Raw genomic sequence first — 19,980 nt, forward strand, 5'->3', positions numbered from 1 at the left:
GCCCTCTAAATTTGGAGGGCCTTTCTATTATTGTTAGAATAAATAAAAAATTATACAATGAAGTTAATTCAATATGGAGGAGATGTGCCAATGTCAGCACTTATTGTAAGTATCCCGTTTATGAAACAGTTTATGGAATAAGGGGATAAATAGTCTAAAATAAGTATCCCTGTTATTTAAAAGGGGGAGTTTGAAATGACAATGAATCTTTTTCGAAATAAAACGATTAAATTATCAGCTATGAGAGAAACAGATGCTGAAGTAATGGCTATGTGGCAAGAAGATAGTGAGTATTTAAGAAATGTTGATACAGATGTAGCATTCCCGCAATCTTTAAATGAAATAGCAAGTGATGAGTTATTAAAAGGACGGAGATCGAATAGTGTTTCTTTCATGGTAAGGACAGTTCAAGAAGATCGCTTAATTGGTTTTGTGGCGATTCATGGTATAGAGTGGAATAACAAAACAGGTTTATTAGCCATTGGTATAGGAGATGCGAATGATAGAGGAAAAGGATATGGGAAAGAAGCAATACATCTTATTCTAAAGTATGCTTTCTATGAATTGAATTTACACCGCATCGGTCTCGATGTTATTTCGTATAATAAACCTGCCATTGCATTGTATAAAAAGATGGGTTTTCAAATGGAAGGCTGTATGAGAGAAGCGGTTCAAAGAGATGGGAAGTGTTTTGACCGTATGATTATGGGGATATTGCGGGATGAATGGATAGAGCTGCAAGGTTAGAAAGTACATTCGAAATTATATATGTAGTATGCAGGAGATATAATGGTAATTGGCGAAAATTTACAGTGTGTTGATTGAATTTATAAGGAGTCATGTAAAATGAATTTAGAAAAGGCAAAACCAGTAAATGAAGAGGTCGCCGAATTAAAAGAACTTATTAAAGAGTTACACGGAAGTGTGCACCAACTTCAAAGTGAAGTGCAGCAACTAAGGCACGAAAGACCAGTTGTTGAAGTGAGAAAAGGTGTTCAATTATCACCAACAATTGTCGGACAAATTGGTGGTATGATTTTAGGTGGTTTAGCAATTATCGGTATATTTTGGTGATGAAAAAAGGTTTGCAGCACGGATGCTGCAAACCTTTTGTATTTGACGATATAATTTCATGCAATACAACTTTTACATTAAATAACGTAAATATATATAAGCATGTGATAACAAGAGTGCAACAATAGTTAATGGTAAACCAATTTTTAAGAAGTCCATATAAGAGAAGCCATGTCCTTCACGTTTTGCAATACCAGCAACGACTACGTTTGCAGATGCACCGATTAGTGTTCCATTTCCTCCTAAGCAAGCTCCAAGAGATAACGCCCACCATAGTACTTCGATTTGCGGAGAATCTACAGATAGTCGGAGTCCTGTAGCTAAGTCTTGAATAAGAGGAATCATCGTTGCGACAAATGGGATGTTGTCGATTGTCGCAGATGCGATGCCAGATACCCATAAAATAAGTATAGCTGCGAATCCGATGTCACCGTTTGTTACGTCGATTACTTCTCTTGCAAGTGAAGAGATAAGTCCGATATCAATTAACCCGCCAACGAGAACAAATAATCCGGCGAAGAAGAAAATGGTTACCCATTCAACATGGGCAAATACATCTTCAATATCATGTTCTTTCACGCCGATTAACATAAGAAGTGTAGCGCCTGTCATCGCGATAACAGCAGCGTCTACATGAATAATCGAATGAAGTACGAAGCCTAAAATAGTTAGTCCTAAAATCGAAATAGATTTTAAAAGGAGGCTTTGATCTTTAATGTAATCTTTTTCGTTTAATGCCATTAGTTTTTCGATTTGTTCAGGTGTTGTTTTTAGTTTGTTACGATACATGAAGTAAATAATGCCAAGTGTCACGATAGAAATAATAATTACGATTGGAGCTAAGTTAAGTAAAAAGGCGTTAAAGTCTAAATGCTTGTTTGCTGATCCAATCATAATATTAGGTGGATCACCGATTAATGTTGCTGTTCCGCCTATATTTGAAAACAGCACTTCTGAAATCAAATAAGGCACAGGATTTACTTTTAAAATACGTGTAATGGATAATGTAACAGGAACGATTAATAAAACAGTCGTTACATTGTCCAAAAATGCTGATCCGACAGCAGTTAATAGGGATAGTAATAATAAAATGCGAATTGGTTTTCCACCAGCTGCTTTTGCCGCTTTAATGGCCACAAATTCAAAGACGCCTGATTGACTCGTAATATGTACGAGAATCATCATCCCAATTAAAAGGGTAATCGTTTCCCATTGAATATGTGATGTGAAAGCAGTATGTAAATCTACAACTCCAAAAATAATCATAATAGCAGCACCGAATAGTGCGATTACAGCACGATTCAATTTCTCAGAAATAATAAATCCGTACGTGATTAAAAATACGGCAATTGCAAAATAATATTGCCAATTTGCTACTTCATGTGCTGACTGTTCCAATCATGTCACCTTCTTTAAATTATGTATTCAATTGTCGAAATGTATCTCGCTGCAATAATACGGGATAAAATATATTGTAGCAAATTCAAAAAAGAAAGAAAACTATTTAACAAAGTGAAGGAAAAAATGTATTTTTTACATATCATATAAAAAACACAGTGCAAATTATTAGGAAAAGTGAGCGTTGTCCTCTAATATAGAGATAGCAATTTACATTATTTTTGCGTAAAATGGTTTAAAGAGGTGAATTCCGATGGAAATAGTAAAAGATAGTTCTCTTATTCAAAATGAAATTGAACGTTTTGTAAATAAAGATGTATATATTCATTTAGAAACGACAAACGGAGCGTATGCATCACACATAAATGAAAAGATGATGACAGTTGGTGCTTTCATTCGAAATGCGATTATCCGTTTTGAACGCGGGAAGATAACTGGAACAAATCCATACCGAGTTGGTTTGAAAATGGATCACGGTTGGGTATATGCTGAAGGTATTACGCACTGGGAAGTAGACGATCAAGAGCGTTTATTATTAGCTGGACATGATAATTTAGGTCGTCTAGCAGTTGCACTTGAGTTAAGCTTAACACCATTTAAGTAAGAAGGAGGGAAACTTATGGAGAGACATGTACTTGTTGTATTTCCGCATCCAGATGATGAAGCATATGCTGCGGGAGGAACAATTCGCTTATTAACAGATCAAGGAGTACCTGTAACGTATGCATGTGGTACTCTAGGACAAATGGGACGTAACATGGGTAAGAACGTATTCGCTAACCGTGAAACGATTCCACATATCCGTAAGAAAGAATTGAAAGATGCTTGTGAAGCGATGGGTATTAAAGATTTAAGAATGCTTGGCTTCCATGATAAAACGTTAGAATTTGAAGATGTTGATTTCGTTGCTGACAAAATTGAAGCAATTATTCAAGAAGTAAATCCATCTCGAATTATTACATTTTATCCAGAGCACGGTGTACATCCAGATCATAATGCATTTGGCCGCGCTGTCGTTCGCGCTGTATCACGTATGCCAAAAGAAGAGCGCCCAGTTATCCATGCTGTTGCGATTACGAAAAATCGTGAAGCAGTATTAGGAGAACCGGATGTTGTAAATAACATTAGTGAAGTATTTGATCATAAATTAACTGCATTAGGTGCGCACCGTTCACAAACAGAAGCAATGCTTGAAGACACGCATGCAAAAATAAAAAACAAAGATGCAGCAACATTAAAATGGCTGCAACTTGAACAGTTTTGGACTTATAAATGGGAGTAGGCTAGAAGGATACCTTCTAGTTGCTCTTACATAGAAAAAGCGCCGTCACTTGTGATGGCGCTTTTTCTTGTTGAAGACTATATATTTCTTAGGGTGCTTCAAAATTTTTAAATTAACGTGCAGTATAGCCTCCATCAACAAGAAGTGTTGTACCGTTAACAAAACTAGCATCATCACTTGCTAAAAATAAGACAGCTTTAGCGACTTCTTCTGGTGTTCCAAGTCTGCCTTGTGGATGAAGTGAAGCTAAATATTCTTTCTGTTCAGGATTAACACTACCAAGTAAAGGGGTGTCAATATAACCGGGGCACACCGCATTAATACGTATTCCATATTTAGCGTAGGCAGTACATAAATTTTGAGTTAATAGTTTCACACCACCTTTTGCAGAGGAGTATGCTGTTGGGGTAGGTAATGAAACAAAACTATGAATTGAACCAGCGTTAACGATGACACCACCTGTACCTTGTTTAAGGAATTGTTCAATCGAATATTTATCAGAAAGGAATACCCCAGACAAATTAATATCAATAGTTCTTTTCCACTTTTCATAGGATAATTCGTTTGCTGGTGCATCATCAGCAACGCCGGCATTGGCATACATAATATCTAATTTACCGTATGTACTTACTGTCTCATGAATTAGCTGTTTAATATCTGCCTCTTTTGTTACATCAGTTTTAATAAATAACGTATTATATCCATGTGCATTCAATTCATCTGATAGTTCTTTTCCACGTTCAGAAAAGTCAGCAATAACTACTTTTGCACCTTCTTCGATAAAAAGACGAACAGTAGATTCGCCAATTCCACTTGCACCACCAGTTATGATTGCTACTTTGTCTTTCAATTTCATATAAACCTCTCCATTCATCAATGAATTTAAGTCGAATTTTTAAATCTGGTTATATCACTATTAACCTTAAATAGTAAGTAGATAGAAGAAAAAGCTCGCGTTTACTTAATTGTGAGAGTGCTATTTTTTCTTTAGTGTACTTTTTGATACAGTTATGGACGAAAATATTAATTTGGTCAATTTTATCATTAGATTGAATATTTGGTAAAGAGCTCTCGAACAGAGCGAGTACGGATGCTGAAAAATTAAAATAAACATGCAGTATTATTTGTAGGGTAAGGAACAAGGGGGGAGAGAAGCATAACGAAAACTACTACTCTAGTTAAATAGGAAAAAGCCTTGCAGGGGGGCAAGGCTTTAAACAGGGTATTAAAAATGATTGATTTATTAAGAATAACTTCTTCTTGTGAATAAACTAATTTTAGCATGATAACTCATATGTATGTGTTACGAATTTGTGAATAAAAACTCAATGATAAAAGTATGAGTGAAAGGAAATAATGTATTTGAAATATGTATTATTACAGAAAGTTCAGTTGAAATAGTGAGGAAAATAAAAAAGTGCAATGAGCAAAATGATTAAGAGACGAATTATATGAAAGATTAGTTGAACGCCTAATATTTAATTTGTTTTACTATATTATTAATTCCGATGATACAAAATTCAAGAAATGACTTATCAATATAAAAACAAAAAGTCCTTAGAATCTACGGCTTTAATATGAAAAGATTTTAATCATTGGGCATAAGGGAATTCTATATTGATTGGTTGAAAGAGGGGATTTGTATATGTAATTTCTTTTTTCATTTAATTCTTTAGAACCTATTTTTAATAATGTATATAAGAAGCGTATATTTTGAATTATTTAATAGAATAATATATATTTATATTGATTTAGTGATTTTAGTTTGTTAAAAATGGGGAAATCGATATGAAGGTTAAATTTGCCGTAATAAAAGATGAGAGCTTTGATTGTAGTTTATTGGAAACAAAATTATTGAAAACTTTTAAAGAAGTAGATTGTGAAGCAGATATTGTAAAGGTTGAGGATGAAATTTTTGAAAACAATGATGTACAAACGCATTTATCAGAAATAACCATTCATGTTACTGGAAAAAATATTGGATATAGATCCGTTTCAGCCAGTATATTTATTGTTCTAGAGAGTTTATCAATACAGCTATTTCGTATTCATATTAGTATACTTTAAGCAGTTCAAAAATTGGCTTCTTCAGAAAATCATACTGATTATATGGAGTTGTAAATATGAAAACAATAGAAATTATCGTATGTGCTCCCGAATGTTGGATTGCACTTTGTTTGTTGTTAAATAAACAAGGGATTCCTTTTCTAATTTTAATGTATCTCAACGCTAATTTATAAATAGAAGAATGGAAACATGTGAGTAATTCAATTAGATTGTACAAAAAATTTGGTACGCGGATATACGCAATGTATTCACAGGTAAGAGGGTTGTCTCATAATATATATAGATTTTTCTATTAAGATGAACAGAGGGTGTGAATATATGGAAGATGTTTACGCTAAAATTGACAGTCTCAAGGCGGAGCAAAAAGAAATGATGAGAGACATTCGTGCTTTAGAAACGCGTACTACTATTAATGAGAAAGATATAGCAACAATCAATAAGCAATTAGAAAAAATAAGTACAAACACTACTTGGATTTTGCGAATTATTATTAGTGCGATAATAATGTCAGTTTTAGGATTGATATTAAAAGGGATGATTTAAAAGAAAGAGGGGAGCTCCCTCTTTCTTTTATGTAAATGAGAAACTATAAATTTTCCGTTTCCTTTTCGTCTGCATACTTATCCTCTAAGGAAATTAATAGAGGGATTGATATAGTTACTAGAATGATTAAAGTAGTTATAAAAGATTTAGAAAGAGAAAAAGAACCTTCAATTAAAGGTGATAAAAACTTGAATGAAAGTATACTTGTTATGAAGGAAATTACTAAAAAGCTCAAAAGAGATATATTTTTATTCTTTATAGATGTCTCTATAAAGTCTTTAACACAGGTTATTACAACAAATATAGTTAATATGATAAGAGAAACAAAATAATGTGTTAAATTCGTCATACTAATAGTAGAATCGTCTATTATGTAAGCAAGTAACTGAGATACTAATATTCCTCCAAACAATAAAATAATAAAAGCAAGTAATCCTTCCGATATATAAGTGCTGAAATTGTTTTTCTTGTTAAAAAGCTTATAGTTTAGAGTAGATTGGATTATTTGAATTAGGAATAGGGTAATAATCCATACATAATACACAAAGGGTAATTCTCCTGAGAATAGAGAAATTAGGAAGTTTAATACTGTCCTTAAAATTTCAATCATTACGAAAGTCCTCCTACTTGTTCAACTTTATGACATTAGGAATATATGAGTCTATCATTTTATAATCAGGTTCATTAATTCAAACTATTTCTAATTATTCCATAATAAGGAGTTCATATCAAGTTGTTATTTTTTATGGCGTGTATTATTTGTTCACTAATATAAAAAGAGCATTCGAAATGATAATACTAGAAAAATAAAATTAATATGTAATATAATTGAAAAAGTATATTTAAAAATCGATGTTAATATTACCCTCCTATAAGTATTAACATACGTAATTGAGGTGTTTTCTTTGTTGTTTTATGACCGGATTTCTATAATGGCCCCTCCTGTTCCGTAGCTAAGGAAAGTCTTTTTATTTCTGAGATTTTCAAAGTTATAGGAGGGTATGAAAAATGAAAAAAGTCTCAGTACCATCACTTTTGTTAATGATTATTCTTGTCGCATTTCCGCAAATTAGTGAAACGATTTACACACCGTCGTTACCCGACATTTCAAAGGCGTTACATGTAAGTAATAATGAGGTGCAGTTAACGCTTAGTGTGTATTTTGCTGGATTTGCTTTAGGTGTATTTTTTATTGGATGGCTATCAGATATAATTGGCCGTCGCCCAGCAATGTTATTTGGAATTGTCGTATATGGCGCTGGGAGTTTCTTGTGCTTTATTGCAAATTCCATTGAAGTTTTATTGGTAAGTCGTTTTATTCAAGCGTTTGGAGCAAGTGCAGGATCAGTTGTGACGCAAACGATTCTTCGTGAAAGTGTAGAAGGGCATAAGAGGCATGTTATGTTTGCTCAAATCTCGGCAGTCATTGCTTTTACACCAGCGATAGGACCGTTAATTGGTGGCTTTCTTGATCAAATTTTTGGATTTAAAATAGTATTTTTAAGTTTAGTAGTTATGAGTATCGGTATTTTTCTGTATACGTTTGTTTCTCTTCCTGAAACAAAAACGGGCTCAGTAACGAATAAAATAAATGTATTTTCAGTCTTGAAGAGGTTAATTACAAATCCGAAAGTGGTAACATATGGGCTGTTAATTGGAGGAGCAAATGGTGTTTTATTTAGCTATTACGCAGAAGCGCCGTTTATCTTTATTGAATATTTTCAATTATCGCCTAGTATGTATGGATTTCTAGGAATTATTGTTGCGTCTGCTTCTATTGTTGGAGCGAAAATTTCAAAACGTTTACTTGCTACTTATAAACCAGAGAAAATTATATATATCGGTTGTCTCGTAATGACAGGAGGAGCTATCCTTTTATCTGTTATTACGTTTGTTGGATCAAATCCGAATGTAATATATATGGTTGTATTTTTAATAGCAATGTTTATATTGTTATTAGGGATTGGAGTAGCGTTACCTAATTGTTTAAGTTTAGCGTTAGTAGATTTTCAAGATGTCATTGGTACAGCTGGTGCATTGTTTAGTTTAGGGTACTATGTAATTGTAACGATGACAATTTGGGGAATGAGTCAGCTGCATACAGGCTCGTTAATGGTGATGCCACTTTATTTTCTGGTTATAGTAGTTCTAATGGCAGTGTTTACTAGGGTGTTTATCTTTTGTAAGCAAACTTCGAAATCGATTTAAATATGAAATCATAAAAGAGTCTCATTTTTTAATGAGACTCTTTTATATTTTATCCCGTTGTTTTGAGGCAGAAAGGTTTCTGCCTCAAAATTTGGCTGGGGTAAAGAAGTTAGTAGTTTATTAATATATTAAATTTCTTATTGGTATATGAATCGAATGTGTGGGAAATTACGTTATCAACTATAAAGGTTGAAGTATTTGAGATATGAAACCGAGGAAGATAGCATCTCCTCGGTTATTTATATTGTAATAATATACATGCCGGAATCATATTGAATAGATGTATTTTATTGTTAATTTAGTTAAAAATTAATCAGACTTATGTATAATAATTTATTGAAAAAATAATTGAATTTTTCAGATTAATGAATTAATATAAGGTAAGTAATTTTAAGATTTATAGAATATTGGAAGATGAAAGGTTTTGAGAATTTTATTAGGAGCACAAAACGATTTTAGGATAGCTTTAAAGCTAGTGTAAAATGACGTTTGCTTCATCATTTTCAGGGCCAAAAAAGGAATTAGGGGAAAGCATCTTGTGTTAAAATGCGGCTATGAATCATCTAAGAGGGGGAAGTGAAGTGGCAAACAAAGAATTGAAAAGAGGTTTAGAAGCACGTCATATTCAAATGATTGCTTTAGGCGGAACGATTGGTGTTGGTTTGTTTATGGGGTCAGCCAGCACAATTAAATGGACAGGTCCGTCAGTAATGCTTGCTTATGCAATTGCAGGTATTTTCATCTTCTTCATCATGCGTGCCATGGGAGAAATGTTGTATATGGAGCCAAGTACAGGCTCATTTGCGACATTCGGTCATAAGTATATTCATCCACTAGCTGGTTATATGACAGCGTGGAGTAACTGGTTCCAGTGGGTTATCGTTGGGATGTCAGAAATTATCGCGGTTGGAGCGTATATGCAATATTGGTTCCCGGATTTACCAGCTTGGATACCAGGTATAATTGCAATGGTTATTCTTGGTGCAGCTAACTTAATTTCTGTTAAGTCATTTGGTGAATTTGAATTTTGGTTTGCGATGATTAAAATCGTTACGATTCTATTAATGATTATTGCAGGATTTGGCCTTATTTTCTTCGGAATTGGTAACGGTGGAGAAGCGATTGGCATATCTAATCTTTGGTCAAATGGCGGTTTCTTTACAGGTGGTTTTTCAGGATTCTTCTTTGCATTATCACTTGTAGTTGGAGCGTATCAAGGTGTGGAATTAATCGGTATTACTGCTGGTGAAGCGAAGGATCCGAAGAAGACACTTACAAGAGCGATTCAAAGTACAATTTGGCGTATTTTAATTTTCTACATCGGTGCTATTTTCGTTATTGTAACTGTGTATCCGTGGGATCAATTAAGTACAATTGGTAGCCCGTTCGTAGCAACTTTTGCGAAGGTTGGTATTACGGCAGCAGCTGGCCTTATTAACTTCGTTGTTATTACAGCAGCAATGTCTGGTTGTAATAGTGGTATTTATAGTGCTGGTCGTATGCTTTATACGTTAGGTGTAAATGGACAAGCACCGAAATATTTCACGAAACTTTCTGGAAATGGTGTACCTTTATTTGGTACAGTTGGCGTAATTATCGGTCTGGCGGTTGGTGTTGTTTTAAGTTACATCGCACCGAAAAACTTATTCGTATATGTATATAGTGCGAGTGTACTTCCTGGTATGGTACCATGGTTCGTCATTTTAATTAGTCAAATCCGTTTTAGGAAAGAAAAGGGAGCAGAGATGAAAGATCATCCGTTCAAAATGCCATTTGCTCCTGTTACAAACTATTTAACAATTGCCTTTTTAATTATGGTATTAATCGGAATGTGGTTTAACGATGATACGCGCATTTCACTAGTTGTAGGTATCATTTTCTTAGCTATCGTTACAATTAGTTTCTATGCTTTCGGAATAGGAAAGCGGGCTCCGTTAGACGTTCAAAATAATAAAGAAATTTCAAGTAAATAAAGAAGAGGCTGTTCATCTGGAACAGCCTTTTCTTATTGTTGTTATTTGTTGATAAATTGATATAACTTGTCGAATCGTTGATATAATTTGATTTGTGATAGATATATTTGAAAAATCGTTGATATATTGTACGTTATGATAGATATATTCGAAAAATTGTTAATATAATTTCACATACTATCTGTCACTATCATGATTAAAATTTTTCTAATACGATTTTCCCAATGGTGTGCCCGCTTTCAAGTAGTGCATGTGCTTTCTTTAAGTTTTCAGCGTTAATCGGTGTTAATGTTTCATTTAAAGTAAGAATTCTTTACTTCTATATTATAGTTGGTGAAATACTGCTATGTAAAAAAATATCCTCTTTTTTATGCAAGCTGCACTGATAGTCTAGAAGGAGTTTATTTCTAAAAAGAAGAATTTTTTAATGTATTACTTTATCCAAAACTAAATGTAAAGGTGGATACATAATGACAGTAAAGAAACTTTGTTTCATCCCAGCAGGTCGTTGTATGTTGGATCATTCGTCTGTTAACAGTGCGTTAACACCGGGGAAACTATTAAACTTGCCGGTGTGGTGTTATCTTTTGGAGACGGAAGAAGGTCCTATTTTAGTAGACACAGGTATGCCAGAAAGTGCAGTTAATAATGAAGGGCTTTTTAACGGTACATTTGTTGAAGGACAGATCTTACCGAAAATGACTGAAGAAGATAGAATCGTGAATATATTAAAGCGTGTAGGGTATGAGCCGGACGACCTTTTATATATTATTAGTTCTCACTTACATTTTGATCATGCAGGAGGAAACGGTGCTTTTACAAATACACCGATTATTGTGCAGCGAACGGAATATGAGGCAGCACTTCATAGAGAAGAATATATGAAAGAATGTATATTACCGCATTTGAACTACAAAATTATTGAAGGGGATTATGAAGTGGTACCAGGTGTTCAATTATTGTATACGCCAGGTCATTCTCCAGGCCATCAGTCGCTATTCATTGAGACGGAGCAATCCGGTTCAGTTTTATTAACGATTGATGCATCATACACGAAAGAGAATTTTGAAGATGAAGTGCCGTTCGCAGGATTTGATCCAGAATTAGCTTTATCTTCAATTAAACGTTTAAAAGAAGTTGTGAAAAAAGAGAAACCAATTATTTTCTTTGGTCATGATATAGAGCAGGAAAAGGGTTGTAGAGTGTTCCCGGAATATATATAGTGCAAAAAGTCATGAGTTCGCGTGCTCATGACTTTTTCGTTTAAATAATTTTTTTAAATAAATTATAAACTTTTTGTGAACTATCTTCGTTTAACTGATAGTACGTAAGGTTTACATCATCAGGAGTATCTTGCTGCGCAATCATCACTTCGCTGCTGTGATGATCAACTACCCATATGAAATATTTTTTATAAGTTCCATCCTCGAAAGTAATCCACATATCACAATCTATTAAATCTGATCCTTCTTCATCCAATGTTAATTTGCCTTTTTTTGCGGTATTCATACTGTTAATAAACGTTTTTAATTCATCTGTTTTTGTGAGAAAGATATCCTTTTTTGTTTTAATTGATTCTACATGTATATCTTTTATTTCCTGTTTACCTAAAAAAACAGGAGGCTTATTTGGATCTCGCGAGCTTGAAATAATAGTAGCTTTCTTTTTCGGTTTGTTTGCAGTATAGAGATCTTGAATAGATTTTCCCGAGTTTATAAACCATACAATTCCACAAATAATCAATACGCTACCTAGCAATAAAATAATTTTTTTAATAGGATTTTCTCCTCTCTATTACTTCGTGTGAAGAGCTTTTCTATTAATATATGATAGGTAAGCGTAAAGTATTATAGTTGAACTTGGTTATGCTTCACAGTTTTTATCGGGCGATCTATGAGTAAATTGTAAGTGAGCCCAATTAATACGAAAATGCCACCGATAACTTTCCCGATCGAGAGTTCATTTGTCAGGAAGAAATCAATAATAGTCCCCGCAAATAATTGTCCGATAAAGATGAGTAATGTTAAATAAAAGGCTGATATTTTAGGAGTAATATAGTTGGATAATGAAATAACGATAACGCCTACTAATCCGCCTAAGTACACGGCGATAGGAATAGATTGCAACGTATGAATAGGGATATACAATGAATCTGAACTGAAAATTAAAAATAACATAGAGAAAAATAATCCAGTAATATAATTGAAAAACGTGCCTTCCCAGTTTCCAATTTCCTTTGCTAAATTCGCGTTAATAATTCTAGCAACGACGATAGAAACACCAGCTAAAATAGCGATAGTAATATATAACATATTTTTGCCCCCATTAATAAATTGTCATGATAATAATCCCAGAAGAGATGAATGCTAATCCAACTAGTTTCTTCTTTTCAAACTTTGCAACTTTCATTCCTAATAAGCCGAAATGATCGATAATGATGGAAGCAATGGATTGGCCAAGTAAACTTAATGCGATCGTAATAGAGGCACCAAGGACGGAGAAACTTATATTATTAAAAAGAACAGTGAATACTCCAATCGCTCCAGCGCTATATAAAAAAAGCGGAATACCTTTATCGAAATGAATTTTATGTTTGTTTAAGATTAAAACGAAAATAACTGCAATTAAACCGACAAGGTGAATGACAACGCTTGCTGTATACTTCCCAATTAACTCGGATAAAATTCCATTTAATGGAAGCATGACGGCGATGAGCACACCAATAAAGACAGAAAGAAAGTTATACAATGTAATATCCCCTTTATATTTCATATTTGTAATGACTGTATCATGCTGAAATTGTGTATTGCTATGACATATGTCATAGTGGAAGAAGAAAATTTTGATTACAATGGGGATGAGTTGTAAAGGTGGGGAACTATGAAGAAAGTATGTAATTCTATTAAATTAGCAGAGTATATAAAGCAAAATAATATTGATTCATTTTTTAGTCATGATATGAAGCCATATATGGAACTTATATTTTTTAAAAAGAATGAGTTTATTTGTAGAGAAAATGAAGAGATAGATTATTTATATTTCTTTGTTGAAGGAAAAGCGAAAGCGTTTAACACATTAAGTAACGGGAAATCGGTATTATTATGTTTTTACGATAGTTTGCAGTTACTTGGAGATGTGGAGTTAATTCATTCTCAAAGAATCACTTCAAACGTACAAGTGATGGCAGATTCGTATTGTGTGGGTTTACCTTTAGGAAAGGTGAGAAATAAGCTATTTCATGATGCGAAATTTTTAAGATGTATTTGCGGATCATTGGCACATAAATTAAACCGACTTTCCAAAAACAGTACAATTAATTTATTGTATCCGCTTGAAAATAGACTTGCGAGTTACATGTTAGCAGCAGGAGAACGAGCAGTTCAGCATGAAAATAGAATTGTGTTTAGTGGGAATTTAACGGAAATAGCGGAATTGTTAGGAACGAGTTATCGGCATTTATTACGTACTTTGAATCTCTTTTGTGATAAAAATATAATTAACAAAAACAATGGTTGTTTTGAAGTAGTGAATGTAGAAGTTTTGCGGGAATTGGCTGCGGATGTTTATAAATAATATATTAAAGTAGGGATTAAGATGAAAATAGCTATAATTTCAGATATCCACGGAAATAGTCACGCTTTAAAATCGGTATTAAAAGATATTACACGTCGCAAGGTCGAAATGATAATAAATTTAGGAGATAGTGTGTATGGGCCGTTAGATCCTTTAGAGACAATCGATATATTAATGAGTAGCGAGATGATACATATTAAAGGTAATTGTGATCGCATGCTTTGGGAGACAATACAAGAGCAGTCTGCTACACTAACTTTTGTCCAAAATCAATTAACAAAAGATCATATAGATTGGTTAAAACAACATCCTTCACAATTTATTGTAGACGATATGTTATGTTGTCACGGTACGCCAACTTCAGATGAAGTGTATTTGTTAGAAGAGATGAATGAGAATGGTGCAATATTAAGGAATGAAAAGAATATAATGGATCAACTCCAAAATATAGAACAAAAAATAATAGTATGTGGTCATACACATATTCCTAGAGTTGTTTATTTAGCGAACGGACAGATTATTATAAATCCAGGAAGTGTAGGACTTCCAGCATACAAAGATGAGTTACCTGTTATGCATAAAATGGAATCAGGAACTCCGCATGCAAAATATGTAGTGATAGAAAAGGTTTTGGGAGAATGGAAAATTGAACAAATTTCAGTTCCTTATAATTGGGAAGAAGCTGCTGGATTGGCTGTTCAACAAGAAAGATATGATTGGGCACAGGCGCTAAAGACTGGGAAGGTAGAATGAAGGAGCGTTTACTTTATGGTAAACTGGTTTTGTACAAAATTATAATTGGATTGAAATTGAACAGGCAGTGAATGAGAAAGGATTTCCTAATCATATAAAGGGAATCAGTCTAGTAAAAGGATTGTATTATATCGGTTTACCATGGCAATCTCAAAGGGGTTCCGCATGTAGGAAAGAATGCAGCGTATGTACTTTCTGAAATCAAAAAAATAGATCAGTAGCGATAACTACTGATCATCCATATGTACATGAATTAGGAGAGGTCAAACATTTATTAACTTTATTATAATAGATTTTTATAGAATTAAAAACTGAAAATTCTAATTTAATGTTGAGAAAGTTTTTTGTATCGAAATATATGAAAAAATAGGGATTTTTATTAAAAGAGAAAATGATATTTATATTTTAGTAAATTATGATATAGTCTAAATAAGCGTTTTTTTCATAAATGTAATTATTTTCATTGTAGTTTTGTTTATATGAGGGAAGGAGAAGTAATTATGAAGTTTGATGATCAACGCTTATTAGGAGTCCGATTAGGTTCTGTACTTGTGACAGAGGAAAATCAATATTTAGTAATTAAGAAAAAAGATCATTATGCACTGTTAAATATACATAATTTAGAATGCACACATGTTGAAGTGCAGTTAGAACATTTGGAAGAAATGTTGCGGGAAGATTTCCAAGAAAGTATAACGGAAATTATCGCACCAGAACATATAAAAATTGTTGCGAAAAATGTTATATAGATAAAGAAGCTGGAAGGAACAGCTTCTTTATTTTCATTATAAGGATAACGTTTTTACAACCTCACCAATGATCCCTTCCATTTGATGAACACCTAAATCGGAATTGGTCATAATAACAGCACCATTCCCGCAGTATGGATAACAAACCATCATACATTGAAATCCGACGCCCCATCCGAGTGAATAAATCTGTAATTCTTCATTAGAATCATCTAGAAAAACACCTAATCCAGTCCATTTTGAGCAACCTTGAGGAGAAATCATGTCTAGTACAAATTTTTGAGAAAGTTTTAGTTTGCCCTTTCCTTGTAAGGAATGAATGATTTCAATAACTAAAGCTGATAGGTCAGTGAAATAAAACAAATGAAAGTTAGTAGGGGGGAATATTTATGGAATTCTGGATGGTTATACCGATAGTAGCCTTTGGTTTCATTTATATCGCTGAAAAATTAGCTACAATTGAAAAGAAAAATGATGCGCGTTTAAAGAGAATTGAAGATAGATTACAATTAATTACGAAAGAAATGGGAATTGTAGAAAGAGAACCTGAAATTAATAAAGAACTACGCCAGCTTGTAGAAGAAGGCAAAAAAGTTACAGCAGTTAAGAGAGTAAGAGAAGCTTTTGGTTTTTCCTTACTAGAAGCGAAGCAATATGTTGATAAATTATAAAAAAGATCATCCATTTGGGTGATCTTTTTTACTGCACCATGCGTGTATTTACATAAGCGGCGATAATAAAGTGTCCAATTATATGGAACAAACATTTGAGATGAATTGTCTAATATAGGTAATAACTATTTAGCTTGAAAGAAAGGGTTGATAACATGAAAAAGAATACGTTGTTAAAAGTAGGATTATGTGTAGGTTTACTAGGAACAATTCAATTTGTTAGCACAATTTCTTCTGTACAAGCATCACAAAAGGTAGAGAAAACAGTAATAAAAAATGAGACGGGAACCATTTCAATATCTCAGTTAAACAAGAATGTATGGGTTCATACGGAGTTAGGTTCTTTTAATGGAGAAGCAGTTCCTTCGAACGGTCTAGTTCTTAATACTTCTAAAGGGTTAGTACTTGTTGATTCTTCTTGGGATGACAAATTAACGAAGGAACTAATAGAAATGGTAGAAAAGAAGTTTCAGAAGCGTGTAACGGATGTCATTATTACACATGCGCACGCTGATCGAATTGGCGGAATAAAAACGTTGAAAGAAAGAGGCATTAAAGCGCATAGTACAGCATTAACTGCAGAACTAGCAAAGAAAAGTGGATATGAAGAGCCACTTGGAGATTTACAAACCGTTACAAATTTGAAGTTTGGAAATATGAAAGTAGAAACATTTTATCCAGGGAAAGGGCATACAGAAGATAATATTGTCGTATGGTTACCGCAATACAATATTTTAGTTGGAGGCTGTTTAGTGAAATCTACGTCCGCAAAAGATTTAGGAAACGTTGCTGATGCTTATGTAAATGAATGGTCTACATCGATTGAGAATGTGCTGAAGCGATATAGAAATATAAATGCAGTAGTGCCTGGTCATGGGGAAGTAGGGGACAAAGGATTATTTTTACATACATTGGATTTATTAAAATAAGAAATTGTAGAAATACAAAAGAGAGGAGAAATAATTTTCTCCTCTCTTTCTTCTAACTATATTTAAATGCTGAATCTGTTGATTACGTCAGCATATATTACTGAGATTTTAATTCCAAGTATACAAATACTAGTACTGTCATAATTGCTATAACAACATAAGTAGCATCAAGCATTATAAGTGTTTTTAAAGTTTCAGTCATCGTAATTCACCCCTGTTATAAAAATATAACATGATCTTTTTATTGATTAGATAAGAGATCATAAAGATAAAATGTATATGAAATTTCTTAAGTAGCTTCTATATAAATATATCATATAAATAATGTAAGTAATGTTAAGATAATGTAAATGTATTGTAAATGAAAAGGTTTACAATAAAGACTTTAATAAAAAATGATAGTTCCTTAAAATGACAAATGCGCTCTTCTTTCTATTGAATGATAGAAAGAAGAGCGTATTTTTATATCTATTTCATATGTGATGAATTGCAACTATTTGTACATTTGATTCAAAAATTTTTTTCGTTGTATATATTTCTCCAAATTAATTAGCTATTTAAAAGTATCGAAAGATGTGTGTACACTAATGCATATTTTTTAGTGTCAATAAAAATATTATGTCAACAATATGAACTGTCACAAATCTTTATATATTATTGTGATTGATATCACATCACTTTTTTTCAATGGGTATTATGCTTAAGGTGTAATGAAAATTGGGAGAGGGTGGGATGATATGTTTTGTTATCAATGTGAACAAACGCCAGCAGGCGGATGTAAAGTAATGGGTGTGTGCGGCAAGAATGAAACGATTGCGAGTTTACAAGATACGATTGTGTTTGGGCTAAAAGGAATTGCAGCTTATCGCACACATGCTGCTCAGCTAGGATATACGGATGCATTTGTAGATGCTACAACACAAGAAGCTTTATATATGACATTAACAAATTCTAACTTTAACGAACAAGAGCATATTGATATGGCTATGAAAGTGGGGAAATCAGCTTTACGGGTGATGGAATTATTAGATGAGGCACATACGAATCATTTTGGTGTGCCAGAGCCTGTACAAATTACACAAAATCGTGTAGAAGGTAAAGCAATTGTAGTTACGGGTCATAATTTATTTGCACTAGAAGAACTATTAAAGCAAACAGAAGGAAAAGACATTAATATTTATACGCATTCTGAAATGCTACCAGCACACGGATACCCGCAGCTGAAAAAATATAAACATTTAAAAGGAAACATCGGTAAGGCATGGTATGATCAAAGACGCCTTTTTGAAAAATTTACTGGTGCCATATTAGCTACAACGAACTGTGTTATGCCAATTAAAGGCTCGTACTCTGATCGATTCTTTTCATATGACATTGCAGGTTTAGAAGGTGTACCAAAAATTGAAAATGATGATTTTACACCATTAATTCAAAAAGCACTAGAACTTCCAGAAGTACATATGGAGTCGGATGAACAGTTAGTGACAGGGTTTCATCATAATACAGTATTATCATTAGCTCCAGAAATTATTGATGCAGTAAAAGAGGGGAAAATAAAGCGTTTCTTTGTTATCGCCGGTTGTGATGCACCGGGAAAAGGCGGAGAATATTATCGTGAATTAGCAACGTCACTTCCGCCAGAAACGGTTATTTTAACAACTTCTTGCGGGAAATTCCGCTTTAATGATGTGGATTACGGTGTTGTACCTGGTACGGAAATTCCGCGTTACATTGATTTAGGACAGTGCAATAATTCAATTTCTACAGTGAAAATAGCGGCTGCTTTAGCTGATGCTTTCCAATGTGAAGTGAATGAATTGCCAGTAAGTATTGTGCTATCATGGTTTGAACAAAAAGCGGTTGCCATTTTACTCGGGCTATTTAGTCTTGGGATTCAAGATATTCGCATCGGTCCAAAGGCTCCTGAATTTATTTCACCTGGCGTGCTTGATGTATTACAAGAAACATTTGGTTTAAAACTAATTACAAATGCAGCAGAAGACATGGCTATGATGTTATCGTAACGGAAAAGATGTTTTCACTTAATTGTAGCTTTATAAATCATTTGTATGTATGTGAGTAAACGTACATACAAATGATTATTAATAAAGAAAATCTGCTATATCTATAAATTTTATAATTTTATAAAGCTTTTAAAGTGTAACACCACATGCCCATCACCTTAAGATTTTAAGTATCCCCAAAACGAAATTTCTACATGAATATCTATAATTTTACCTCTTTTTCATTTGATTTGAAAATAAGCTTTCTATTTTTAAAAACCAACGATACCACCTCAAATTATATGAATAAAATCCATTCATTTATTAGGAAAATGGATTGAAAATAATAAGGTAGACTAGAAATTAAAATATTATTTATGATAATCATTCTTTTATAAAATTTAAATTAGAAATAGCCCTACTCATTTTGATTGCGCATTTTCAAAATGGAGGGGCTTTTTTTACTGTAAAATCAATAACTGCAGCTTATTTTTGTTGAAAAAATTCTCATTCTTATTTTGAAAGTGATATGGGTACATTTACATTCACATCAATCTTTTATTATGAAGTGGCCCTTGAATATATTGTTTTTTATTGACAGACATAAAAATGATTTATTTGCTGTATTGATAATTTATAGACGTTATAATAAAATGTTTACATATATATAAACTTAATTTATTATTGTTTGGTTTTATTGTGAGGTTAGGCAGTGTTAATAACAATAAAATAATGAATATATCACCTGCAAAAAGAA

At 33.0% G+C, this 19,980-nt stretch carries 21 protein-coding genes and 4 pseudogenes; 16 read left to right on the top strand and 9 right to left on the bottom strand.

Annotated elements, in window-relative coordinates; all coding sequences use genetic code 11:
• Window positions 1-195: 195 nt before the first annotated feature.
• On the top strand, window positions 196-747 hold the full coding sequence (locus tag QO049_RS19825) for a GNAT family N-acetyltransferase (protein WP_000178506.1): 552 nt from the start codon (window positions 196-198) through the stop codon (window positions 745-747).
• Between the two features lie 99 nt (window positions 748-846).
• Complete coding sequence (locus QO049_RS19830) at window positions 847-1,074, top strand: coiled-coil domain-containing protein (RefSeq protein WP_001047304.1); 228 nt, start codon at window positions 847-849, stop codon at window positions 1,072-1,074.
• 72 nt (window positions 1,075-1,146) lie between these two features.
• Here QO049_RS19830 and QO049_RS19835 read toward each other — a convergent pair whose 3' ends face one another.
• The gene (locus tag QO049_RS19835; protein WP_246960710.1) at window positions 1,147-2,472 is read right to left on the bottom strand and encodes an ArsB/NhaD family transporter; all 1,326 of its coding nucleotides are present in this window, start codon (window positions 2,470-2,472) and stop codon (window positions 1,147-1,149) included.
• A gap of 253 nt (window positions 2,473-2,725) precedes the next feature.
• Here QO049_RS19835 and QO049_RS19840 point away from each other — a divergent pair, with 253 nt between their 5' ends.
• Entirely contained in the window at window positions 2,726-3,076 is a 351-nt protein-coding gene (locus QO049_RS19840) for a YojF family protein (protein ID WP_000407045.1), read from the top strand.
• Between the two features lie 15 nt (window positions 3,077-3,091).
• On the top strand, window positions 3,092-3,754 hold the full coding sequence (gene bshB2 / locus QO049_RS19845) for a bacillithiol biosynthesis deacetylase BshB2 (protein WP_000439483.1): 663 nt from the start codon (window positions 3,092-3,094) through the stop codon (window positions 3,752-3,754).
• 112 nt (window positions 3,755-3,866) lie between these two features.
• On the opposite strand, the gene QO049_RS19850 is transcribed toward bshB2, so the two are convergent.
• Window positions 3,867-4,610, bottom strand: coding sequence for an SDR family NAD(P)-dependent oxidoreductase (locus QO049_RS19850; RefSeq protein ID WP_000768017.1), 744 nt, complete (start codon window positions 4,608-4,610; stop codon window positions 3,867-3,869).
• A 932-nt stretch (window positions 4,611-5,542) separates the two neighbouring features.
• Here QO049_RS19850 and QO049_RS19855 point away from each other — a divergent pair.
• Entirely contained in the window at window positions 5,543-5,821 is a 279-nt protein-coding gene (locus QO049_RS19855; RefSeq protein ID WP_000865018.1) for a hypothetical protein, read from the top strand.
• 318 nt (window positions 5,822-6,139) lie between these two features.
• The gene (locus tag QO049_RS19860; protein WP_000390468.1) at window positions 6,140-6,364 is read left to right on the top strand and encodes a hemolysin XhlA family protein; all 225 of its coding nucleotides are present in this window, start codon (window positions 6,140-6,142) and stop codon (window positions 6,362-6,364) included.
• 43 nt (window positions 6,365-6,407) lie between these two features.
• Here QO049_RS19860 and QO049_RS19865 read toward each other — a convergent pair whose 3' ends face one another.
• The gene (locus QO049_RS19865) at window positions 6,408-6,974 is read right to left on the bottom strand and encodes a DUF5823 family protein (RefSeq protein WP_098592567.1); all 567 of its coding nucleotides are present in this window, start codon (window positions 6,972-6,974) and stop codon (window positions 6,408-6,410) included.
• Window positions 6,975-7,372: 398 nt separating this feature from the next.
• Between QO049_RS19865 and QO049_RS19870 the strand changes: the two genes are divergently transcribed.
• Entirely contained in the window at window positions 7,373-8,572 is a 1,200-nt protein-coding gene (locus tag QO049_RS19870) for a multidrug effflux MFS transporter (RefSeq protein ID WP_246960701.1), read from the top strand.
• A 581-nt stretch (window positions 8,573-9,153) separates the two neighbouring features.
• A complete protein-coding gene (locus QO049_RS19875; protein WP_001284405.1) occupies window positions 9,154-10,545 on the top strand; it encodes an amino acid permease in 1,392 nt (463 codons plus the stop codon).
• A gap of 196 nt (window positions 10,546-10,741) precedes the next feature.
• Here QO049_RS19875 and QO049_RS19880 read toward each other — a convergent pair.
• Window positions 10,742-10,849 (bottom strand): annotated as a pseudogene (locus tag QO049_RS19880) (zinc-binding alcohol dehydrogenase family protein); the annotation flags it as partial.
• A gap of 166 nt (window positions 10,850-11,015) precedes the next feature.
• On the opposite strand from QO049_RS19880, the gene aiiA reads away from it, so the two are divergent.
• Window positions 11,016-11,768, top strand: coding sequence for a quorum-quenching N-acyl homoserine lactonase AiiA (gene aiiA / locus QO049_RS19885; RefSeq protein ID WP_053512647.1), 753 nt, complete (start codon window positions 11,016-11,018; stop codon window positions 11,766-11,768).
• Window positions 11,769-11,808: 40 nt separating this feature from the next.
• Here the strand turns inward: aiiA and QO049_RS19890 are convergent, their stop codons facing one another.
• From QO049_RS19890 to QO049_RS19900, 3 genes are all read right to left on the bottom strand, one after another.
• A complete protein-coding gene (locus QO049_RS19890; protein ID WP_053512646.1) occupies window positions 11,809-12,303 on the bottom strand; it encodes a hypothetical protein in 495 nt (164 codons plus the stop codon).
• Window positions 12,304-12,392: 89 nt separating this feature from the next.
• Window positions 12,393-12,857 (bottom strand): DMT family transporter, encoded by a 465-nt coding sequence (locus QO049_RS19895; protein WP_000965812.1) that lies wholly within the window; start codon window positions 12,855-12,857, stop codon window positions 12,393-12,395.
• A 13-nt stretch (window positions 12,858-12,870) separates the two neighbouring features.
• On the bottom strand, window positions 12,871-13,317 hold the full coding sequence (locus tag QO049_RS19900) for a DMT family transporter (RefSeq protein WP_002041571.1): 447 nt from the start codon (window positions 13,315-13,317) through the stop codon (window positions 12,871-12,873).
• 108 nt (window positions 13,318-13,425) lie between these two features.
• Between QO049_RS19900 and yeiL the strand changes: the two genes are divergently transcribed.
• The 4 genes and pseudogenes from yeiL to QO049_RS19920 all read left to right on the top strand — a co-directional run bounded on the left by yeiL (window position 13,426) and on the right by QO049_RS19920 (window position 15,620).
• Window positions 13,426-14,118 carry a transcriptional regulator YeiL gene (yeiL, locus tag QO049_RS19905; RefSeq protein WP_000754825.1) on the top strand — a complete coding sequence of 231 codons (693 nt, stop codon included), beginning with the start codon at window positions 13,426-13,428 and terminating at the stop codon, window positions 14,116-14,118.
• A 21-nt stretch (window positions 14,119-14,139) separates the two neighbouring features.
• Window positions 14,140-14,871 (top strand): metallophosphoesterase family protein, encoded by a 732-nt coding sequence (locus QO049_RS19910; RefSeq protein ID WP_088065742.1) that lies wholly within the window; start codon window positions 14,140-14,142, stop codon window positions 14,869-14,871.
• 22 nt (window positions 14,872-14,893) lie between these two features.
• Window positions 14,894-15,092 (top strand): annotated as a pseudogene (locus QO049_RS19915) (oxidoreductase); the annotation flags it as partial.
• 279 nt (window positions 15,093-15,371) lie between these two features.
• Complete coding sequence (locus tag QO049_RS19920) at window positions 15,372-15,620, top strand: hypothetical protein (protein ID WP_000666948.1); 249 nt, start codon at window positions 15,372-15,374, stop codon at window positions 15,618-15,620.
• 36 nt (window positions 15,621-15,656) lie between these two features.
• On the opposite strand, the pseudogene QO049_RS19925 reads toward QO049_RS19920, so the two are convergent.
• Window positions 15,657-15,971 (bottom strand): annotated as a pseudogene (locus tag QO049_RS19925) (penicillin-binding protein); the annotation flags it as partial.
• A gap of 38 nt (window positions 15,972-16,009) precedes the next feature.
• Between QO049_RS19925 and QO049_RS19930 the strand changes: the two are divergent.
• Window positions 16,010-16,291: a hypothetical protein gene (locus QO049_RS19930; RefSeq protein WP_097953810.1), complete on the top strand. Its 282-nt coding sequence runs from the start codon at window positions 16,010-16,012 to the stop codon at window positions 16,289-16,291.
• 28 nt (window positions 16,292-16,319) lie between these two features.
• On the opposite strand, the pseudogene QO049_RS30965 reads toward QO049_RS19930, so the two are convergent.
• Window positions 16,320-16,400 (bottom strand): annotated as a pseudogene (locus tag QO049_RS30965) (DUF3784 domain-containing protein); the annotation flags it as partial.
• Between the two features lie 46 nt (window positions 16,401-16,446).
• On the opposite strand from QO049_RS30965, the gene bla2 reads away from it, so the two are divergent.
• Entirely contained in the window at window positions 16,447-17,220 is a 774-nt protein-coding gene (bla2, locus tag QO049_RS19935) for a BcII family subclass B1 metallo-beta-lactamase (RefSeq protein ID WP_053512642.1), read from the top strand.
• A gap of 737 nt (window positions 17,221-17,957) precedes the next feature.
• Window positions 17,958-19,244, top strand: coding sequence for a hydroxylamine reductase (gene hcp, locus QO049_RS19940; protein ID WP_246960698.1), 1,287 nt, complete (start codon window positions 17,958-17,960; stop codon window positions 19,242-19,244).
• The last annotated feature ends 736 nt before the right edge of the window (window positions 19,245-19,980 follow it).

Origin of the sequence: Bacillus sp. RB3, assembly GCF_030164735.1 — a bacterium.
Classification (GTDB): domain Bacteria; phylum Bacillota; class Bacilli; order Bacillales; family Bacillaceae_G; genus Bacillus_A; species Bacillus_A cereus.